The following is a 20,089-nucleotide window of genomic DNA, read 5'->3' as shown; positions in this document are numbered from 1 at the left end:
AGAAGAATAGTATGTTGAAAACGAAGGGTTAACGTATAATGAAATATATACATCGGATCAAATCGTTTACTAAACACTTTCACTCATAATAGTGTAATTAAGTTCAAAGGATAGGTGTATTTCATGAAAGAAGTAAGAGAATATATTGAAACAAAGAAACAAGGTGTATTGGAGTTGCAAATAAAAGAAACGGCAGAAAAGCTAGGTGCTGCTTTCCAAAATCAATATAGGGATCTTATTAAATTAGTTAATAATGCTGAAATAGGGGAATGGATACTATATCCGATTAAAAGATAATAGAAATGTAACGAAAACTTGGGATGATATTGTTAGACAAAATATTGACATGAGAGATGAGTCTATACCAGAAAATCTTATCATAATTGGTGACGATGGTTCAGGGGATAAATTGTGCTTTAAAATAAATAATGGAAAAATGGATGATAAAATATATATTTGGTATCACGCGGATGACGAAATGGAAGAAATATCTCCGAGTTTAAAAGAATTTATTATGGAAACTATTCAGGAAGACGATGTTTTTTAGTCTTAATTATTATCATTTTGTGAATCATTCTTATAAAAGGCGAGGATAGAATATGACAATAGAATTATATGGCGCACATTGTAATGAGCGGAAAGGGTATAGAGTAATTGAAGGAAGAGGTTCATATAATCATTACTTTGGCGGTCAAGATTGTAATTTGCCAGTATGTAAGTTATGCGGTGAGAAGATGCATCAAATTCTCTGTTTTGATTTAAAAGATGGGAGACTTGCTGAACTTAAAAGTAATGAACTAAATATTTTACCATTCGTTTCATGCTTGAACTGTGCGATGGTGTGGGAACCGCAATATTTTCAGTTAAGTGATAGAGGTAAAACAGTTCAAATCATAAAGCAGCAAAATACAGAAGAATGGATAATGGAAGAGGAAGATAAGTTACCAGCTTCATTACCAAAAACAACGGTAAAGCTTATAAATATGAAAAATGAAGATATACCTACAGATGAAGATAGTTACTGGGAAGCTTTTGACTTGTTCGGTTCTGAATATGTATGTAGATTATTAGGGGCACCATTATATGCGGATCTTCCAGAGCATTTGGCGTGTCCAACTTGTTCTAAAGAGATGAAGTATGTTGCTACAATTACACAAGATATCGAGGAACGTGAACTTATTTCAGTAGTTGATTTCCAGTTTGGGGAAATGAATATATACTATTATTTATGTAAAGATTGTTCAATTATAAAAACGGAAACACAAAATACATAACAAGACTAACATATTATATTAGTCTTGTTTTTGTATCGCAACATCATTAAGAATCGCATCAAATATATCTTTTTGCATAAAGTTATCTGTAAAAATAGTTTCTCTGGCAACCTCAATTGTATCGTGCGGATTATACCATTTTTGGAGGGAATCTTCACCAAATTCATATCGTTTGTCCCTTGTGTTATGTCGTCTAATAGTTTCCTCTAATGATAAATCAAAGTAATATGCAAATGCATTTTCATCAAAATAACGAATTAATTCTTTTAACATCTCACCATACCTATGACTGTTCAATATACCTTCTAAAATAACAAATTCACATTTTCCTTTTCCGTACTTCGTAATTTCAAATAGTAAATCATGTGATAAATTACCCATTGTGTCGTGTACTCTAAGCATATCTCTACGTACAACATCCTGTGATACTAAAAGTGTTCCTTGTCCGAAATGTTCTTGTAGTTGTTTTGCAATCGTTGTTTTACCACTTGCGGAGTTTCCTCTAAGAATGATTAAAGTGGATGTAAGTATAGGATTAGACATAATGTATTTCCCCCCAACAGCATTAATTATATAGAAAATTTTAACAAATAAAGTGAGGAAAGTGTATAATTAATATGATGGATATTTAAGGAGGGGGTAAGATGGGAGATATATTAAAAAATGCACAACCTATATGGAAACGGACTTGGTTTCGTTATCTAGGGGCATTTTTTATTGTTCAGTTACTGTTTACCCCGCATTAAAGGGCAGTAAGACCCCCACCTCAAAATTCAGCGAAAGCGAAGAAGTTAGGTGGGGGGATCAACTGCCCGTAAAAGCCCGATTGGTTCAACTAATAATCAGTGGGGGATGAACAAAACCCCCACTGATTAAAGTTTCACTTTATTTTGTGTGAAATCACTGCGTGGGCGCCAAACTTTAGGCCAGGCGGAGAGTTTTTTAATAGAATATTAAATTCTCAATTTTTCACTGAATGGTTCACACTCTATACAATCCCGCAATTTAACGTATTTACAGCATTTTTTGCGATTACATTACTACCATATGCATTAGTAGGTGCAATGAAAGATGTAACAGCAAGAAAAAATATAAAGAAATAATAGAGGTATAATATGCTTTTTCAAAAAGAAGGTTTATTGATTAGATACGTAATGGAAGATGATGCATCTATCATTTCTAAATGGTTAACGGACCCAGCAGTCCTGCGGTATTACGAAGGACGAGATAATCCGCAATCTGTAGAAAAGGTGCTTGATCATTTTATACATAGTCCAAACAGTAATGAAAAAAGATGTTTAATAGAATTTGATACCATTCCGATTGGTTACATACAAATGTACCCAGTGGATTCAGAGTGGAAAGCGTTATATGGCTATAAAGAATCGCAAAATGTATGGGGTATGGACCAATTTATCGGTGAACCAGCCTATTGGGGAAAGGGAATTGGAACAAAACTCGTTCAGGCAGCAATTACATATATTATGGGTGAAATGGGAGCAGAAGCAATTGCAATGGATCCGAAAGTAAATAATGAACGAGCAATAAAGTGTTATGAAAAAAGTGGATTTAAAAAAGTAAAGATTTTAAAGGAACATGAGTTGCATGAGGGGAAATTAGAAGATTGTTGGATGATGGAATATAAACAATAATAATGGCTTATACAAATAAAGGGGGATGTGTGAAATGAAAAAAGCATTAATCGTAATTGATGTGCAAGCGGGTATGTATACAGCTGGAATGCCAGTACATAATGGGGGAAAGTTTTTACAAACATTGCAAGAGCTTATTAGGGAATGTCGTTCAAATGATATTCCAGTTATTTATATCCAACATAACGGTCCTAAAGACCATCCGTTAGAAAAAGGTACGGATGGATGGCGAATCCATGCGGCCATCGCTCCGCAAGAAGGAGATAATATAGTTGAAAAGACGACTCCAGATTCATTCCATAATACAAACTTAAGCGAAGTGTTACAAGAGGAAGAAATTGAACACGTTATTCTTTCGGGAATGCAAACAGAGTATTGTGTAGATACGACAACGCGCAGAGCATGTAGTGAAGGGTATAAAGTAACGTTAGTGAGTGATGCGCATAGTACATTTAATACAGAAGTGTTACGTGCTGAAGATATTGTGAAACATCATAACGCAGTATTGGGAGCGTTTGCGGATGTTGTTGCAGTAAAAGACTTAAAAGTGGCTGCCTCTAAATAAGAGGCAGTTTTTTATTAGAAAAAATAGCGTCAAATATTGTTAGTAAGTCGGTATTTTGAAATAATCACTTATATAATTTCACGTACCATAATGAAAAAATACAAAAAAGGAGCACCACATAATTAAAAAGGGCGCTCCTGCATTAAAACGTTACTTTTTCTTATCTTTATCCAATATATTTTGTTCTTCAGCAAACTCTGTACCATATGCAAAGCGGCGATTAATACGAATGTTATCATTGTTGTGCCTTGTATGAGAGTTAGAGAAGCGATGAACGATTACTTCAGATAAAGTGAAGACGATGGCAGAAAGGATACTGCCCCATGCAATTTGCATATAGTTGTCTAATAAAATATTACCGAAAATCCATACGCTTAAATATGTTAATAAGAAATCCGACATAATGGCACCAGTATTGCCAATTCGATTTAAAATAATTTTATCAACGAACATGTAGGATACGATTGTAACAAAGAGACTGAATGAAATAATTTGAACAAACGTTGCAGGGAAAAATAAAGCAAGCCCAATACTAAATGCGATAATGCACGATATAAACTTGATAAGCACTACTGTGAAATCATTCAAAATTTACACCTCCGATTTATACATAGTTTTTCAATAAATTCTGGAGTTCATACATTGTAACGGATTTATTTACATAAAACTTTTTCATGTTCGGAATTTAGTCTAAATATTATAAAAACAATGAAAAAATGTTATAGTAAAATGAGAGTGTATGACATTTTTAGGTAAGGGGGAATCCAAAATGTGGATTACTTCAGAAGTAGAAATTCCAGATGAGTTAATTGATCACCTTGAGCAAGGAAAGTTAGTGTTATTTGTTGGAGCGGGAGTTTCTATGAAAGGGAAATCAAACTTACCGAATTTTGATGATTTAGTTGATGAAATTGCAAAAACGTTATATGTCGAAAAACGTGAAATAACAGAGCCACATGATTATTATCTTGGTAAAATTGCGAAAACAAAAGATGTACATCAAGTCGCAAGAGATCTCGTTCATATAGAGAAATCAAAACCGAATCCATTGCATTATGCAATTCCAAGGTTATTTCCTTTAGATACAGATATCCGCATTGTAACAACAAATTTTGATCAACATTTTACAACTGCAATTAAAGAAATAAATAGAGATATCAATGTTTATTACGCTCCAGCTTTACCGACTGGGAGAGCTTTTAAAGGTCTTGCTTACATACATGGTAATGTAGAACAGGAGAAAGAGGCTTTAATTTTAACAGACGGTGATTTTGGAAGGGCTTACTTAACAGAAGGGTGGGCAAGAAGATTTTTAGTTGATCTATTCTCAAATTACACCGTTTTATTCGTTGGATATAGTCATAATGACCCAGTAATGAAATATTTAGCAACTGGTTTACCACCAAGTACAAGACGATTTGCTTTTGTCGCACAAGGAGAAAATACGTACCACTGGGAACATTTAGGGATAAGACCAATTGTGTATCCGAATAAAGTAAATAATCATCAATCTCTCGTAAAAGCGGTAAAACGCTGGGCGGAATTAATGGGTGATAATTATATTACGAAAAGAATGCGTATTCGGGATATTGTAACGGTTCCCCCGTCAGTAGAACAGGAACAATTATCATACATAAAGCAATCAATTAAAAAAATTGAAACAGTTCGTTACTTTGTGGAATTTGCTCATGATTATGAATGGGTCGAATGGTTAGAAGTAGAAGGTAAATTACAAAATTTGTTTATGCTTACGCCAAACTATAATGAAGTAGATGAATTACTTGCAGAATGGTTAGTCGAACAATTTCTTTTTAGTCATCAGAAAGAATTATTTCAATTAATTTATAAAAACTATTCTAAAATATCACCGTTATTATGGAGAACAATTTGTAACTACTTAACCGAAACGAAGAGTAAGATGGACCCGTTGTTGTTTGCAAGGTGGACACTCCTTTTATTAGAAACAGCTGAAAAAGATAGTAGCTCTATAGAAAAGATTTCTAAGTTACTGCAAAAATGTTCTTTTCCTGAGCATAAAGAAATTGCCTTATTGTTACTAACTTTTATTTTAGACGGAAAACTGAAGTTGAAACGTGTAAGGAAATGGGGAAATGATACGCAAGAATCAATAGAACTCGAGGAATCGAGTCGCTTACCAGTATCTACATTTTCTCATGTGGAGCAAATTTGGAACGAAAAGATGAGGCCATATATCGCTTATTATTCTGTTCCAATTATGATGATTGGATTAGAAAAATTGAGAATGTTGTCGTTAAGACAAACGGCACTGAAAAAAAGAAATAAGGAAAATGTAGAGAAAGAGTTTCATCAAAATGACCTTGCATTTTTAATACGAATTGTAAAAGAGTGTCTAACTTATTTATGCGAAAACAATGAGAAAAAAGCGGATTATTATATTACAGAAATGATAGAAGCAAATAGTGTACTTCAAAAGCAAATTGCAATTGATGCGATGAATAAAAATATTTTTGTTCGTGTAGATGACAAAATGAAATGGTTGTTACATGAAGGACTTCTTTTAGATTTCACTTATAAACACGAAGTTTTTCAACTTTTAAAAAGGCATTATGCACATTGTTTAGAAAAAACAAAAGAAGAAGTCACTCGAACTGTAATAAAGCATCTTACAGAAGAGAGGGTATTTGATGCATGTCTCGTATTAGACTTATTATTCAAGTGTGATTCGAATAGCCCATCTACGGCAAATGGGTATGAGTTAATGAAGCAAAAGCATCCTCATTTTCATTCTGAACGATACAGTGTACAAAAGAAAGAGGATACAGCAGAAAGCATTACTTGTAATGTAACTGCTGACGGATTATTGCAGCTGAAAGATGTTGAAATTATGAAGCAAGTTCAGCAATTTTCGCAAGATGGTGTTTTTGAACAACGCCATTTTTTAGAGATGTTATCAAAAGCATGTAAATTAAACACAGAGTGGAGTATTTCATTTGCATACCAATTAGTAGGAGTGCAAGAAATAAGTAATGAAGTATGGTTTGTTTGTATTAGAGAATGGCGAAATAATCGAGGATTGACAAATGATCAAATCCAAAAAATTATTCCGCTATTGCAGAAATTTATTAGAAATACTGCTTTTCATTGGTTAATTAGTAGTTTTCTATATGAAATTAGTAATCGACTAGAAGAGTTAGAAGAGAATAGTATACGTGTTGTAAAACGATTTGCTTTTTCAGTGTTTCCTCAAGTTATGAAGAGTGATACAGACTTTAAGCTTGGGAAACAAGATTTTTATAATGAATCAATTCAGCATCCAGTTGGAAAAATGACGGCTGTATTATTAAAGTTGTTATCATATGATCATTTATACGATCGTAATGTATATGAATATTTATTTTTATTTGAAGAACAAGTAAGAGTTAATTCGGAACGAACAAACTTTATGTTTGCTCGTTTAATAGCAGATATTACATTCCTATATCATATTGAAAAACAATGGTGCCGAAAATATTTGTTACCATACTTAGATTTAAAAAAACAAAATGAGATTACGGAATATGCATGGGCCGGCTTATGTTACACGCAAATAAATCTACCTTTATTTACAGAAATGAAGCGATTTATTAAGTATGCGATAGAACATTTGGAAGTATTACATCCGCATACGAGAGAAGCTTTCTTGAAATGGCTTAGCTTTGTATTTATTAAATGTGTACTATATTGGGAGCAAAAAACAGATTGGTTATACCCGTTACTCATACTAGAAAATGAAGAAAATAAAATTAAGTTTATGCAGTTTTTATGCTATTACGTCAAAACATTAAGTGTAAAAGAACAACAAAAATTTTGGACAGCTTGGCTCAGTGTATTTTTGCGAGAACGACCAAAAATGGGTGAGATAACTGCAAGAGAATATGTAATGCTTTTACGTATTATTTTATACATGGATGAAATATTAGAAAAAGGATTATGTATTATGTCTCGTGCATTTTCAAGTGTACATGGTAAATGTGCAGGTGAGGAAATGAAGCAGTTATTGATTGAAATGCTTCATAAAAAAGAAAGTATGAAAGCGCATAAAGAAATATTTGCAAATGTGTTTTTTATTTTACTACAAACATGTCACGAAGCCGTTTTATTTGAAAAAGAAATCATAAAAATAAAAGAATTATTAGTTCAGTATGAAGTAGAGGGATATGTTTTACATTTACTAGAAAATGAAATAATTCGCATAGGAATTGTAATGGGTGATTTACAAAAAGAATTATAGGACGAAAGTGGAATTTTAAAAAATATATAAAAAGTTGTTGACAGTGTTTTGAAAAGCGTTCTATAATACGAATCATACTTATTCAATTTCAAAAACATTTGAATAAACAAAGTGCAATGAAGAGATCACAGTAGTGGTTAGTCTTACTGTAACAGAGAGCTGGTGGTTGGTGTGAACCAGTACAGGGATAATCATGAATTACAGTCTTGGAGCATCTTTTTCGTAATAAAGATAGTTTTTCTTTATGAGGAAAAAGCGGTCAATTGATCGTTAACAGTGAAGAGAGGTAGACGGAAAGTTAGTCTACAACTAGGGTGGTACCGCGATAAATATCGTCCCTACTGATTTATTCAGTAGGGACTTTTTGTATTTTAGTGGTCCAACTTGAAAATTAAATAGTCATGCATTGAAAGGAAAAGCAGTAGTTGTTGTTTCCCTGTAACAGAGAGCTGGTGGTTGGTGCGAACCAGTACATAAACAAGAGCGAATTACAGTCCTAGAGCATCTTTTTCGTAGTAAAGATAGTATTGTCTTTATGAAGGGAAAGACGGTCAGATGATCGTTAACAATGAAGAGAGGTAGACGAAAGAAGTCTACAACTAGGGTGGTACCGCGATAAATATCGTCCCTACTGATTGGATCAGTAGGGCTTTTTTGTACAAAAAAGTGGATTTTTAACTAGTAGTTTATGTCTGTGTACGAATTATTAGTTTAAAATAAGAAGAGGTATCGATTCCACTATAAATTTGTATAATTAGTCAGTTCAGAAAATAGAGAATTTTTTATTCTCTTACTATACTTTTAAAACATTAGAGGAGGATTTCCAAATGGCAAATCATGAATTAGATCAATTACGTAAACAGGTAGATGAAATTAATTTACAACTATTACACCTTTTAAACAAACGTGGTGAAATTGTTCAAAAAATTGGAGAGCAAAAGCAAGTACAAGGCACGAAACGCTTTGATCCAGTACGTGAGCGTGAAGTACTTGATATGATCGCAGAGCATAACGAAGGACCATTCGAAACATCAACAGTTCAACATATTTTCAAAACGATTTTCAAAGCAAGCTTAGAGTTACAAGAAGATGATAACCGTAAAGCGTTACTAGTATCACGTAAAAAGAAACAAGAAAATACAATCGTTGATGTAAAAGGTGAATTGATTGGAAACGGAACACAAACGTTCATCATGGGACCTTGTGCAGTAGAAAGTTTAGAACAAGTTCGTCAAGTAGGGCAAGCGATGAAAGACCAAGGCTTAAAATTAATGCGCGGTGGTGCATTCAAACCGAGAACTTCTCCATATGATTTCCAAGGTTTAGGAGTAGAAGGACTTCAAATTTTACGTCAAGTAGCAGACGAGTTTGACTTAGCAATTATTAGTGAAATTTTAAATCCGAACGATGTTGAAATGGCATTAGACTACGTTGATGTAATTCAAGTTGGCGCACGTAACATGCAAAACTTCGATTTATTACGAGCTGTAGGTAAAGTTAACAAACCAGTATTATTAAAACGTGGATTAGCAGCAACAATTGATGAGTTCATTAACGCAGCGGAATACATTATTGCGCAAGGTAACGATCAAATTATTCTTTGTGAGCGCGGTATCCGCACATACGAAAGAGCAACACGTAACACATTAGACATTTCTGCAGTACCAATTTTAAAGAAAGAAACACATTTACCAGTTATCGTTGATGTAACACATTCAACTGGACGCAGAGATTTATTATTACCAACAGCGAAAGCGGCACTTGCAATTGGCGCAGATGCAGTAATGGCTGAAGTTCATCCAGATCCAGCAGTTGCATTATCAGATTCTGCACAACAAATGGACATTCCAGAATTCCATAGATTCATGGATGAGTTAAAAGGTTTCAAAAATAAATTATCTTAATTCCATATCATATATGCGTTGAAGAGGAAACAGTAGTGCTTATCTCACTGTTAAAGAGAGCTGATGGTCGGTGTGAATCAGTACAAAGGTAAGCATGAATTACAGCCTTGGAGCATCTTTCCCGACAACTTTTGGAGGGGAAGACGGTCAAACGATCGTTAAAGAAGAAGAGAGGTAGACGAAAGAAGTCTACAACTAGGGTGGTACCGCGATAAACATCGTCCCTACTGAGCGCTCAGTAGGGACTTTTTTGTACAAAAAAATAGTAAAGGGGCAAGAGAAATGAGATACATTACAGCTGGAGAATCACATGGACCGCAGTTAACAGTTATTTTAGAAGGTGTACCAGCAGGTTTGACACTTACGGCGGAACATATTAATAAAGAATTATTAAGAAGACAAAAAGGTCATGGACGCGGAAGACGTATGCAAATTGAAACAGATACAGTTGAAATTGTAAGTGGTGTTCGTCACGGGATGACACTTGGATCACCGATTACGTTAATTGTAAAAAATGATGATTTCAAACATTGGACGAAAGTAATGGGTGCAGAGCCAATTTCGGAAAAAGAAAGTAAAGACATGAAACGTACAATTACAAAACCACGTCCCGGACATGCAGATTTAAATGGAGCAATTAAATATGGTCATCGTGATATAAGAAACGTATTAGAGCGGTCATCTGCAAGAGAAACGACAGTTCGTGTAGCTGCTGGTGCAGTTGCAAAACAAATTTTAAGCGAATTAGGCGTGGAAATTGCAGGACATGTTCTTGAAATTGGTGGAGTAAAAGCAAAACATATTTCAAACTTATCAATTGAAGAAATTCAAACAATTACTGAAAACTCACCAGTTCGATGTTTAGATAAAGAAGTAGAGCAAGAAATGATGAATGCGATTGACAATGCAAAAAGTAGTGGAGATTCAATCGGTGGTATTGTGGAAGTCATTGCAGAAGGTATGCCGATTGGCGTCGGTAGTTACGTCCATTACGATCGTAAATTAGATGCAAAACTTGCTGGTGCAATTATGAGTATAAATGCATTTAAAGGTGCTGAAATCGGCGTAGGTTTTGAAGCGGCACGACAACCAGGAAGCAAAGTGCATGATGAAATTCTGTGGGATGAAGAAAAAGGATACACGAGAAGAACGAATAATGCCGGCGGTTTAGAAGGCGGTATGACAACAGGTATGCCAATTATCGTAAGAGGCGTGATGAAGCCAATTCCTACTTTATACAAACCGTTAGCAAGCGTTGATATTGATACGAAAGAAGCATTCCAAGCGAGTATTGAAAGATCTGATAGTTGCGCAGTACCAGCGGCGGGTGTAGTAGCTGAATCTGTTGTGGCATGGGAACTTGCAGATGCACTAGTCGAACAATTCGGAAAAGATCGTATGGAATTATTAAAACAAAACATTATGCAACACAATAACTACGCAAAAGAATTTTAATAAAAAGGTGGGTTTAACGTGCAAGTAAAAGATCAACTATCATCATTACAACCATATAAACCAGGTAAATCACCAGAACAAATGAAAGAAGTGTACGGAGATCATTCGTTTGTGAAATTAGCATCGAATGAAAATCCATTCGGCTGTTCGTCACGTGTTTTAGATGAGTTGCAAAAATCGTGGTTGGAACATGCTTTATATCCTGACGGAGGTGCTACAACGCTCCGTCAAACAATCGCAGATAAGTTACATGTGAAAATGGAACAAGTACTTTGTGGTAGTGGTTTAGATGAAATCATTCAAATAATAAGCCGCGCCGTATTACGAGCGGGAGATAACATTGTAACAGCAGGTGCAACATTCCCACAGTATCGTCATCATGCCATTATAGAAGGTTGCGAAGTGAAGGAAATTGCGTTAAATAACGGTGTATACGACTTAGAAGAAATTTCTTCAGTAGTAGATAACGATACAAAAATTGTATGGATTTGTAACCCGAACAATCCAACAGGCACATATGTGAATGACCGAAAATTGACTCAATTCATTGAAGGTATTAGTGAAAATACGTTAATTGTCATTGATGAAGCGTACTATGAATACGTAACAGCAAAAGATTTCCCAGAGACATTACCGCTTTTAGAAAAACATAAAAATATTCTTGTACTTAGAACATTTTCTAAAGCGTACGGATTAGCTTCTTTCCGCGTTGGATATGCGGTTGGACAGGAAGAGTTAATCGAAAAATTAAATGTCGTTCGTTTGCCATTTAACGTATCTTCATTAGCGCAAAAAGCAGCGACGATTGCTTTTGGTGATGACGAGTTTATTGAAGAAATAGTTCGTGTGAATACAGAAGGATTACAACAATACGAGAGCTTTTGTAGGGAAAATGATATTCCATTTTATCCATCGCAAACAAATTTCATCTTCTTGCCAGTTGAGAATGCTGGAGAGATTTATGAAGCTTGTGCACACGCAGGATTTATTATTCGTCCGTTCCCGAATGGTATCCGTATTACAGTCGGAACAAGGGAGCAAAATGAAGGGGTGATTTCAGTGTTACAACAACACTTTGAAAATAAAAAAAGAAAGTCTCGAGATGAGGAAAATGCGTAAAAAGGTAGTATTAATTGGAACTGGTTTAATCGGAGGCTCTCTCGCATTAGCAATTAAGAAAGAGCACGATGTAACGATAACAGGTTATGATATATTTCAAGAACAAGTAGAGCGTGCAAAAGAATTACACGTAGTAGATGAAATAGCAGTTGATTTACAGCTTGCATGTGAAAAGGCACATTTAATTGTTTTTGCTTCTCCAGTTGAAGAAACGAAGAAGCTATTACACAAACTTGCGTCATTCCGTTTACGAGAAGATGTTATAGTGACTGATGTTGGTAGTACAAAAGGCACGATTATGAATGAAGCAGAAACTTTATTTTCAAAGGAAGTATCTTTCATTGGTGGACATCCAATGGCAGGTTCTCATAAAACGGGAGTTGAAAGTGCAAAAGCGCATTTATTTGAAAATGCATTTTACATTTTAACACCGATGCATCATGTGCCAAATGAACATGTGGAAGAGTTAAAAGATTGGTTAAAAGGAACGGGATCACATTTCCTTGTTTTAAATACAGAAGAACATGATTATGTAACAGGGATCGTTAGTCATTTCCCGCACCTTATCGCAGCAGGTTTAGTGAAGCAAGTAGAGAAACATGCAGGAGATAATCCGCTCATTCATCAGCTAGCTGCTGGAGGGTTTAAAGACATTACACGTATCGCATCTAGTAGTCCGAAAATGTGGAGTGATATTGTAAAGCAAAATCGTGAGCATTTAATGGTATTATTAAAAGAGTGGATCTCTGAAATGGAAGATTTATATAAAACAGTTTCTACCGGAGATGCAGGCGAGATTCAAAACTATTTTGCAGATGCGAAAGAATACCGTGATTCTTTACCAGTAAGAAAGAGAGGGGCAATTCCTGCCTATCACGACTTATACGTCGATGTATTAGATAAGGTGGGGGCATTGGCTCATATTACGAGTATTTTGGCGCGCGAGGAAATTAGTATTACGAACTTGCAAATATTAGAAGCGCGTGAAGGACTGCTTGGGGTATTACGTATTAGCTTCCAAAGGGAAGAAGATCGTATGAAAGCAAAACTAGCGCTTGGAGAAGAAGAATACCAAACTTATGAAACAATTTAAATGAGAAGGTGAAAAACGTGAAAGAAAGAACAATACAACCTGTTAATAACGGATTGAATGGCAATATTACAATCCCAGGTGATAAATCCATTTCACACCGTGCTGTTATGTTCGGTTCTATTGCAGAAGGGAAAACAACAATTAAAGGTTTCTTGCCCGGTGCAGACTGTTTAAGTACGATTTCATGTTTTAAAGAAATGGGAGTAGAAATTACGCAAAACGGTGATGAGGTTACTGTAGTTGGTAAAGGATTAGAAGGTTTACAAGAACCAAAAGCTGTATTAGATGTTGGTAATTCTGGTACAACAATCCGATTAATGTCAGGTATATTAGCTAACACACCATTTTTCTCTTGCGTACAAGGTGATGAATCTATCGCAAAAAGACCGATGAAGCGTGTAACAAACCCATTAAAACAAATGGGCGCAAACATAGACGGCCGAGAAGAAGGAACATTTACACCGTTAACAATACGTGGCGGAGATTTAAAAGCAATTGAATATATTTCTCCTGTTGCAAGTGCACAAGTAAAGTCAGCTATTTTACTTGCAGGTCTTCGTGCAGAAGGTGTAACAGCTGTTACAGAACCACATATTTCACGCGACCATACGGAAAGAATGCTCGAAGCATTTGGTGTTAAAGTAACTCGCGAAGGGAAAACAGTGAAGCTGTCAGGTGGACAAAAATTAACAGCAACAGACATTCAAGTGCCCGGTGACGTATCATCAGCAGCATTTTTCTTAGTAGCAGGTGCAATCATCCCAAATAGTAAACTAGTATTACAAAATGTAGGAATGAATCCAACCCGTACAGGTATTATTGATGTTTTAGAAAAAATGGGTGCTACGTTCACTGTAGACCTAATTAACGAAGGGGCATCAGAACCAGCTGCAAATATTACAATCGAAACATCTTCATTAAAAGGAATTGAAATTGGCGGAGATATTATCCCTAGATTAATCGATGAGATTCCTGTAATCGCATTAGCGGCAACGCAAGCAGAAGGAATTACAGTAATTAAAGATGCACACGAATTAAAAGTAAAAGAAACAAACCGTATTGATACAGTCGTTGCTGAGTTAACGAAACTAGGAGCTCGAATAGAAGCAACTGATGACGGTATGATCATTTACGGAAAATCAGCTCTAAAAGGCAATACAGTAAATAGTTATGGTGATCACCGTATTGGAATGATGCTTGCAATTGCTGGCTGCCTAGCAGAAGGAAAAACAATTATTGAAGATGCAGAAGCAGTAGGTGTATCATATCCTACATTCTTCGAAGAACTTCAAAAGTTAGCTAAATAAAAAGGGTGAAAAGCAGATACGTGATGTATCTGCTTTTTTGTTAAAACGTCCTTGTAATTTCACTTACCGAACTATAATAGTGAGAATTATGATACAATTCAAAAAGGGAATGGAGGAGAATTATATGAATGTCATACAATTAAAAGAAGATAAATTCAGAGAAGCATTACGTTTATCAGAATACGCTTTTCAATATAAAGTAGATGAGGAACGATTACAGCAGCAACTTACAAAAATGAAGGAAAGTCATGAAATATACGGCATTATGGAAGGGAAAGACTTAGCTGCAAAACTACACCTCATCCCGTTTCATATTTACATAGGTAAAGAAAAATTTAAAATGGGTGGCGTTGCAGGAGTAGCGACGTATCCAGAGTACAGAAGAAGTGGGTATGTAAAAGAGCTACTTCAACATTCACTTCAAAGAATGAAAAAAGATGGCTTTACAGTCTCTATGTTACACCCATTTGCTGTTACATTTTACCGTAAATACGGCTGGGAACTTTGTGCGAATCTTCTCGTATGTCATTTGACAAAGAGTGATTTAGTTATGAAAAAACAAGTGAATGGTACTGTGAAACGTTTCAATAAAGAAAATCACCCAGAAGAGGTCGAGAAGCTTTATGAAACATTTGCAGAACGTTTTTCTGGTATGCTAGTTCGCAATGAAAAATGGTGGTTACAAGCTGTTTATGAGGATTTAACATTAGCAATTTATTACGATGAAAATAAAACTGCAGCCGGCTATATGTTATATAAAATAGAAAACTATAAAATGACAGTAGATGAATTTGTTCCACTGCATAATGAAGCACGAAATGGTCTATGGAATTTTATTTGCCAGCATGATTCTATGATTAAAGAGCTTGAAATGACAGTAAGTGAAAACGAACAGTTGTTATATACATTGCAAGAACCACGTGTGAAAACAGAAATAAAACCATATTTTATGGGAAGAATTGTAGATGTAGAGCAGTTCTTAAAACAGTATGAGTTAAACTGGAACAATGTACAACAAGAAGTCATTTTACATATTACAGATTCATTTGCACCGTGGAATAATGTATCGGTGAGACTTGCAAATTATGAAATAGCAATTATAGAAGAACCAATGGATAAAGGGATCAACCTAGATATAAATGCACTATCTACAATACTGCTTGGATACAAACGCCCATTAGAACTAAATGAATTAGAATTAATTAGCGGAAGCGAAGAGGAAATACGGGCATTTGAGAATGTAGTACCAGTGCGCAAGTCGTTTATTTATGATTTCTTTTAATTTGCATATAAGATGGAGTTGTTTCGAACAAAATTTTGGGATAGCTCCATCTCATTGTATTAATTTTTGTCGGTAAGTTGATATATCCTGAAAATCGCTGATATAATTTTATTCACATACAAGAGAATAGAATCGCAACTATACGTTGTCACGCACTTGACTTTTATTCCCTGTAATTTATAATTAAAAACGGAATGAATTTTCATTCCTGAAAATAGAGGTGGAAAAAATGGCTAAAAACAAACAAGAGGATATTTTTGATGCTGCGATGCAACTTTTTGCAGAGCGTGGTTACGATGGTACGACAATTCCAATGATCGCTGAAAAAGCAAATGTCGGTGCGGGTACTATTTATCGCTATTTTGAAAATAAAGAGGCGCTTGTTAACTCATTATTTTCAAAAAGTATGTTACAGCTTTCTGAAATGATAAAAACGGATTTTCCTGTTGAAGCAAATATTCGTGAACAGTTTAGTCATACGTATAACCGTTTATTTGAATTTGCGAGAAACAATGTGGATGCTTTTTTATTTACAAATTCTCACTGTGATAGTTATTTTCTTGATGAGCAGAGTAAGAAAATATTTGACGATTTTATAGGCTTCTTTATGAATATTATTGAAGATGGAATCGCAAAAGGTTTGCTTCGTCCATTGCCTCCAGTTGCTTTAATTATTATTGTATATCAACCGTTAGAAAAATTAACGAAAGTAATTGCAACAGGGCAATTAGAATACTCGAAAGAGTTAGTAAAAGAATTGGAAGAAAGCTCTTGGAACGCTATTAGAATCATTTGATTCTATAGCTTTATAAGGACAGGAATGAATATTCATTCCTAAATAGAATTAAAAAATGAGAGTAGGAGAGGGTATTTGTGCAACTAAAGGAATGAATATTCATTCCGGAAAGACTAGTTTAATAGAGTTTACAAATAATGTAATAGAATAATAGGAATGAATATTCATTCCGTAACTAACGTAAATTTTAATCGCGGGAGATGATGCAAATGAGCAAGCTGAAAAATTGGAGAAGTTTATCTTTTCTATTATGGATAGTTATTACCATTACAATGATCGTAACGATGCCTAATATGGATAAATTAGTGAAAGAAAAAGGGCACATTACGATTCCTAATACAGAACAAAGTAGTATTGCTGACAAAATGATAAAAGAAATGGATAAAGACGGGACAGAAAAGTATGACATTATAGTTGTTTTTAATAGTGACAGTAAAACAGCTTTAACGACTGAGCAAAAAGAGGAAATAATAAAAACAATCAACGCTTTGCAAAATGAAAAAGAACAATTAGGAATTAAAGAAGTTGTTTCACATTTAGATAATAAAGAATTAGAGAAACAATTAGTTTCTAAAGATAATACGACTATTTTAACGCAAATATCGATAGATAAAAAGCATGGTGAAATATCGAAAGTTACAAATAACCTTCATAATAAAGTGAAAACGAAAGGGGTAACAACGTACTTAACAGGAAGTGATTTAATAGCAGGAGATTTCCTTACATCTTCTCAAGAGGGAGTGAAAAAGACTGAAGTTATTTCAATCATTTTCATTCTTGTAATATTAATCATTGTATTCCGTTCACCTATTGTTCCAATTGTTTCTCTTCTTACTGTTGGGGTATCATATTTAGTTTCAATGGGGATTATTGCTCATTTAGTAGATCAATTTAATTTTCCATTTTCTAACTTTACACAAGTGTTTGTCGTTGTTGTCCTGTTTGGGGTTGGAACAGACTATAACATTTTATTATTTACGAGATTTAAAGAAGAATTAAGTAAACGAGAAAACGCATTTTTGGCTACGAAAGAAACATTTAAATCGGCAGGGAAAACCGTTTTATATAGCGGGATAGCAGTACTAATTGGTTTTGCATCTCTTGCTTTAGCGAGTTTTAAACTATATCAATCTACTTCAGCGGTAGCAATTGGTGTCGCAGTTTTATTACTAGTATTAACTACGTTAAATCCGTTTTTTATGGTTCTTTTAGGAAAAGGGATGTTTTATCCCGTTAAAACATTTAAAGGTCATGAAGACAGTCGTCTATGGGGATTCTTTGCGAAAAACTCAGTAGTGAGACCATTTGTAGCTTTAATTATTGTATTCGTGATATCAATTACTTTCATATTAAAATATTCTAATACACTTAATTACAACGATTTATTTGAAGTAGACAATAAATATGAGTCGAAAATGGGGATTAACGTAATAGAAGAACATTTTCCACCTGGTTTTTCTTCACCAAGTACGTTAGTCATTCAATCGAATAACAAGTTAGATGAGGCGAGTTCGCTTCAAACTTTAGATGAACTAACTGATAAGATTTTGAAAGTAAAAGGTGTTTCAGAAGTATATTCACCGACACGTCCAACTGGTGATAGGATTAAAGAACTATATATAAATAAACAAGCGGGTGAACTAAATACAGGTTTAGGAGATGCCAATGGTGGTATAAAGGAAATTAATGATGGATTAACTACTGCGAAAGATAAGATGGGTAATAAGGACTCAAATAGTCTTGCGAACGTTCAAAAGTTAATTGATGGAACAAATGAAGCGAAAAGTGGTGTATCAGCATTAGGAACAGCTTTAAATCAACTATCCAATGGCATAAATGACGGAGCACAAGGTGCGCGGCAAATTGAGAGTGGGTTAACTTCAGTAAATGAAAATATAAGTGTATTATCTCAAGCAACTTCACAACTTCATGCTGGCTATACACAGTTAGAAAAAGGTTTAAGTTCTTACGATCAATACTTCGGAAGTATTTCTCAAGCGATTGACGGTGCGAAGAAAGGTTATGAACAAATTGAAATGTTAATGACCAATTTCATTCAAACGAAACCAGAATTAGCAAATGATCCTAACATTCTGCAGACGATAGGAATTGCTAAAGAGGCTCAAAAGCAATTAGGTGGGCTTTCAAATGAATTAAATAAATTGAAAGCGCAGCATAATGCGGCGATGGGATCATTTAAAGAAGCGAATCAATCGTTATTGAAAGTGGATAATGGCTTAAAAGAAATGAACAATGGAGTTACTAAGTTACAAAAAGGAGCAGCTGATCTTAAAAATGGATTAAATGAAGGTGCTTCAGGTTCAAAACAAATTGCGAACAAGTCATCTGAGTTACAAACCGGATTAACGAAAATAAACGATGGGCAAGGTCAGCTATTAACCGGACTGAAAGACTTGCAAGAACAGATGGGTCAATTACAATCCGGACTAACTAAAAGTACAGAAGGCCTTGAAAAGGTAAGTAATGGCCTAGGGGATGCTCAGAAATATTTAGGAGAACTGAACGAATCAAAAAGCTCTGAGAAATTCTATATTCCAAAAGAAGTTTTGGAGGGAGAAGATTTCCAAAAAGCTTTGAATACGTACATGTCACATGATAGAAAGACTGCTAAAATGACAATCATTTTAGACGTAAATCCGTATTCAAAAGAAGCGATGCCAATTATTCAAGAAATCAATAACACAATAGATGGTACTTTGAAGGGGTCGGAATTAAATCATGCGAAAACAGCAATCGGAGGAACGACAGCTAGAAACGTTGATTTAAAAGAAGTAACTGGGCAAGATTTCTTACGTACAGCTACAATTATGTTAATTGGAATCGCGATTGTATTAATTGTGATTACACGTTCATTATTAAACACCATCTTTATTATTGGATCGTTACTATTAGCTTACTTTGCATCATTAGGGATAAGTGAACAAATTAGTACGCATATTTTACATGTAGATTCATTAAGCTGGAATGTTCCATTCTTTAGTTTCATAATGATTGTCGCTTTAGGAGTGGATTATAGTATTTTTGTAATGATGAGATACAATGAGTTAGAAGGGGACCCAGCGACGAAAATTGTAACTGCTTCTCGTCATATCGGAGGAGTCGTATTATCAGCGGCACTTATTTTAGGTGGTACATTTGCTGCATTAATCCCTTCAGGTGTATTAACGCTTATACAAGTAGCATCCGTAGTTGGCGTTGCGTTGTTACTATTAGCTATCATTGTGATGCCAATATTGTTACCTGCTTTAATAGGTTTAACGAGTAAAATGAAGAATTATGCAAAGAAATTAAGTGAAAGAAAATAAAAGAATCCCCTTTTAAAAGTAACTGTTTCAGTTATGGGAGAGAACATATAAAATAACACACAAA

At 34.7% G+C, this 20,089-nt stretch carries 15 protein-coding genes, 2 pseudogenes and 3 other annotated features; of the genes and pseudogenes, 15 read left to right on the top strand and 2 right to left on the bottom strand.

Annotated elements, in window-relative coordinates:
* Positions 1-123 precede the first annotated feature (123 nt).
* Both BLT20_RS11835 and BLT20_RS30170 read left to right on the top strand, forming a co-directional pair.
* A pseudogene (locus BLT20_RS11835) lies at positions 124-547 on the top strand (SMI1/KNR4 family protein).
* A 52-nt stretch (positions 548-599) separates the two neighbouring features.
* Positions 600-1,274, top strand: a complete 675-nt coding sequence (locus BLT20_RS30170) for a hypothetical protein (protein ID WP_000151354.1) — start codon at positions 600-602, stop codon at positions 1,272-1,274.
* 18 nt (positions 1,275-1,292) lie between these two features.
* On the opposite strand, the gene BLT20_RS11825 is transcribed toward BLT20_RS30170, so the two are convergent.
* The gene (locus tag BLT20_RS11825; RefSeq protein WP_000070147.1) at positions 1,293-1,817 is read right to left on the bottom strand and encodes a kinase; all 525 of its coding nucleotides are present in this window, start codon (positions 1,815-1,817) and stop codon (positions 1,293-1,295) included.
* 101 nt (positions 1,818-1,918) lie between these two features.
* On the opposite strand from BLT20_RS11825, the gene BLT20_RS30785 reads away from it, so the two are divergent.
* The 4 genes and pseudogenes from BLT20_RS30785 to BLT20_RS11805 all read left to right on the top strand — a co-directional run bounded on the left by BLT20_RS30785 (position 1,919) and on the right by BLT20_RS11805 (position 3,491).
* A complete protein-coding gene (locus BLT20_RS30785; RefSeq protein ID WP_000502345.1) occupies positions 1,919-2,020 on the top strand; it encodes a YfzA family protein in 102 nt (33 codons plus the stop codon).
* A gap of 138 nt (positions 2,021-2,158) precedes the next feature.
* Positions 2,159-2,377, top strand: a pseudogene (locus BLT20_RS11815) (YfzA family protein); the annotation flags it as partial.
* A 12-nt stretch (positions 2,378-2,389) separates the two neighbouring features.
* Positions 2,390-2,926 (top strand): GNAT family N-acetyltransferase, encoded by a 537-nt coding sequence (locus BLT20_RS11810; protein WP_000898772.1) that lies wholly within the window; start codon positions 2,390-2,392, stop codon positions 2,924-2,926.
* A 34-nt stretch (positions 2,927-2,960) separates the two neighbouring features.
* Positions 2,961-3,491 (top strand): cysteine hydrolase family protein, encoded by a 531-nt coding sequence (locus tag BLT20_RS11805; RefSeq protein WP_000709537.1) that lies wholly within the window; start codon positions 2,961-2,963, stop codon positions 3,489-3,491.
* Between the two features lie 150 nt (positions 3,492-3,641).
* Here BLT20_RS11805 and BLT20_RS11795 read toward each other — a convergent pair whose 3' ends face one another.
* A complete protein-coding gene (locus tag BLT20_RS11795) occupies positions 3,642-4,079 on the bottom strand; it encodes a YndM family protein (RefSeq protein WP_000997702.1) in 438 nt (145 codons plus the stop codon).
* A gap of 181 nt (positions 4,080-4,260) precedes the next feature.
* Between BLT20_RS11795 and BLT20_RS11790 the strand changes: the two genes are divergently transcribed.
* The 9 genes from BLT20_RS11790 (at position 4,261) to BLT20_RS11745 (ending at position 20,025) form a co-directional block, all read left to right on the top strand.
* Entirely contained in the window at positions 4,261-7,743 is a 3,483-nt protein-coding gene (locus BLT20_RS11790) for a DUF4020 domain-containing protein (protein WP_000265223.1), read from the top strand.
* A gap of 107 nt (positions 7,744-7,850) precedes the next feature.
* Positions 7,851-8,086: a binding site (T-box leader), on the top strand.
* A gap of 54 nt (positions 8,087-8,140) precedes the next feature.
* Positions 8,141-8,376 (top strand) — a binding site (T-box leader).
* A 194-nt stretch (positions 8,377-8,570) separates the two neighbouring features.
* The gene (locus BLT20_RS11785) at positions 8,571-9,647 is read left to right on the top strand and encodes a bifunctional 3-deoxy-7-phosphoheptulonate synthase/chorismate mutase (protein ID WP_001273575.1); all 1,077 of its coding nucleotides are present in this window, start codon (positions 8,571-8,573) and stop codon (positions 9,645-9,647) included.
* Between the two features lie 9 nt (positions 9,648-9,656).
* Positions 9,657-9,876, top strand: a binding site (T-box leader).
* Between the two features lie 53 nt (positions 9,877-9,929).
* The gene (aroC, locus tag BLT20_RS11775; protein WP_001269425.1) at positions 9,930-11,102 is read left to right on the top strand and encodes a chorismate synthase; all 1,173 of its coding nucleotides are present in this window, start codon (positions 9,930-9,932) and stop codon (positions 11,100-11,102) included.
* An 18-nt stretch (positions 11,103-11,120) separates the two neighbouring features.
* Entirely contained in the window at positions 11,121-12,221 is a 1,101-nt protein-coding gene (gene hisC / locus BLT20_RS11770) for a histidinol-phosphate transaminase (protein WP_001197280.1), read from the top strand.
* Complete coding sequence (gene tyrA, locus BLT20_RS11765; RefSeq protein ID WP_001228141.1) at positions 12,214-13,314, top strand: prephenate dehydrogenase; 1,101 nt, start codon at positions 12,214-12,216, stop codon at positions 13,312-13,314. Before hisC ends, tyrA begins: the two co-directional genes overlap by 8 nt.
* 17 nt (positions 13,315-13,331) lie before the next feature.
* On the top strand, positions 13,332-14,621 hold the full coding sequence (aroA, locus tag BLT20_RS11760) for a 3-phosphoshikimate 1-carboxyvinyltransferase (protein WP_000664631.1): 1,290 nt from the start codon (positions 13,332-13,334) through the stop codon (positions 14,619-14,621).
* 124 nt (positions 14,622-14,745) lie between these two features.
* Positions 14,746-15,903 (top strand): GNAT family N-acetyltransferase, encoded by a 1,158-nt coding sequence (eis, locus tag BLT20_RS11755; protein WP_001100924.1) that lies wholly within the window; start codon positions 14,746-14,748, stop codon positions 15,901-15,903.
* A 229-nt stretch (positions 15,904-16,132) separates the two neighbouring features.
* Positions 16,133-16,699 (top strand): TetR/AcrR family transcriptional regulator, encoded by a 567-nt coding sequence (locus BLT20_RS11750; protein ID WP_001107309.1) that lies wholly within the window; start codon positions 16,133-16,135, stop codon positions 16,697-16,699.
* Positions 16,700-16,908: 209 nt separating this feature from the next.
* Positions 16,909-20,025 (top strand): MMPL family transporter, encoded by a 3,117-nt coding sequence (locus BLT20_RS11745; protein ID WP_000040233.1) that lies wholly within the window; start codon positions 16,909-16,911, stop codon positions 20,023-20,025.
* Positions 20,026-20,089 lie beyond the last annotated feature (64 nt).

Origin of the sequence: Bacillus sp. cl96 (assembly GCF_900100505.1) — a bacterium.
In the GTDB taxonomy this organism is placed as follows: domain Bacteria; phylum Bacillota; class Bacilli; order Bacillales; family Bacillaceae_G; genus Bacillus_A; species Bacillus_A cereus.
The sequence above is the reverse complement of the archived record's forward strand: the minus strand, read 5'-3'. Positions and strand labels throughout refer to the sequence as shown.

Coding starts and splice junctions, on each gene's coding strand:
- BLT20_RS30170 (WP_000151354.1), top strand. CDS start 600: ATGACAATAGAATTATATGGCGCACATTGTAATGAGCGGAAAGGGTAT.
- BLT20_RS11825 (WP_000070147.1), bottom strand. CDS start 1,817: ATGTCTAATCCTATACTTACATCCACTTTAATCATTCTTAGAGGAAAC.
- BLT20_RS30785 (WP_000502345.1), top strand. CDS start 1,919: ATGGGAGATATATTAAAAAATGCACAACCTATATGGAAACGGACTTGG.
- BLT20_RS11810 (WP_000898772.1), top strand. CDS start 2,390: ATGCTTTTTCAAAAAGAAGGTTTATTGATTAGATACGTAATGGAAGAT.
- BLT20_RS11805 (WP_000709537.1), top strand. CDS start 2,961: ATGAAAAAAGCATTAATCGTAATTGATGTGCAAGCGGGTATGTATACA.
- BLT20_RS11790 (WP_000265223.1), top strand. CDS start 4,261: ATGTGGATTACTTCAGAAGTAGAAATTCCAGATGAGTTAATTGATCAC.
- BLT20_RS11785 (WP_001273575.1), top strand. CDS start 8,571: ATGGCAAATCATGAATTAGATCAATTACGTAAACAGGTAGATGAAATT.
- aroC (WP_001269425.1), top strand. CDS start 9,930: ATGAGATACATTACAGCTGGAGAATCACATGGACCGCAGTTAACAGTT.
- tyrA (WP_001228141.1), top strand. CDS start 12,214: ATGCGTAAAAAGGTAGTATTAATTGGAACTGGTTTAATCGGAGGCTCT.
- eis (WP_001100924.1), top strand. CDS start 14,746: ATGAATGTCATACAATTAAAAGAAGATAAATTCAGAGAAGCATTACGT.
- BLT20_RS11750 (WP_001107309.1), top strand. CDS start 16,133: ATGGCTAAAAACAAACAAGAGGATATTTTTGATGCTGCGATGCAACTT.
- BLT20_RS11745 (WP_000040233.1), top strand. CDS start 16,909: ATGAGCAAGCTGAAAAATTGGAGAAGTTTATCTTTTCTATTATGGATA.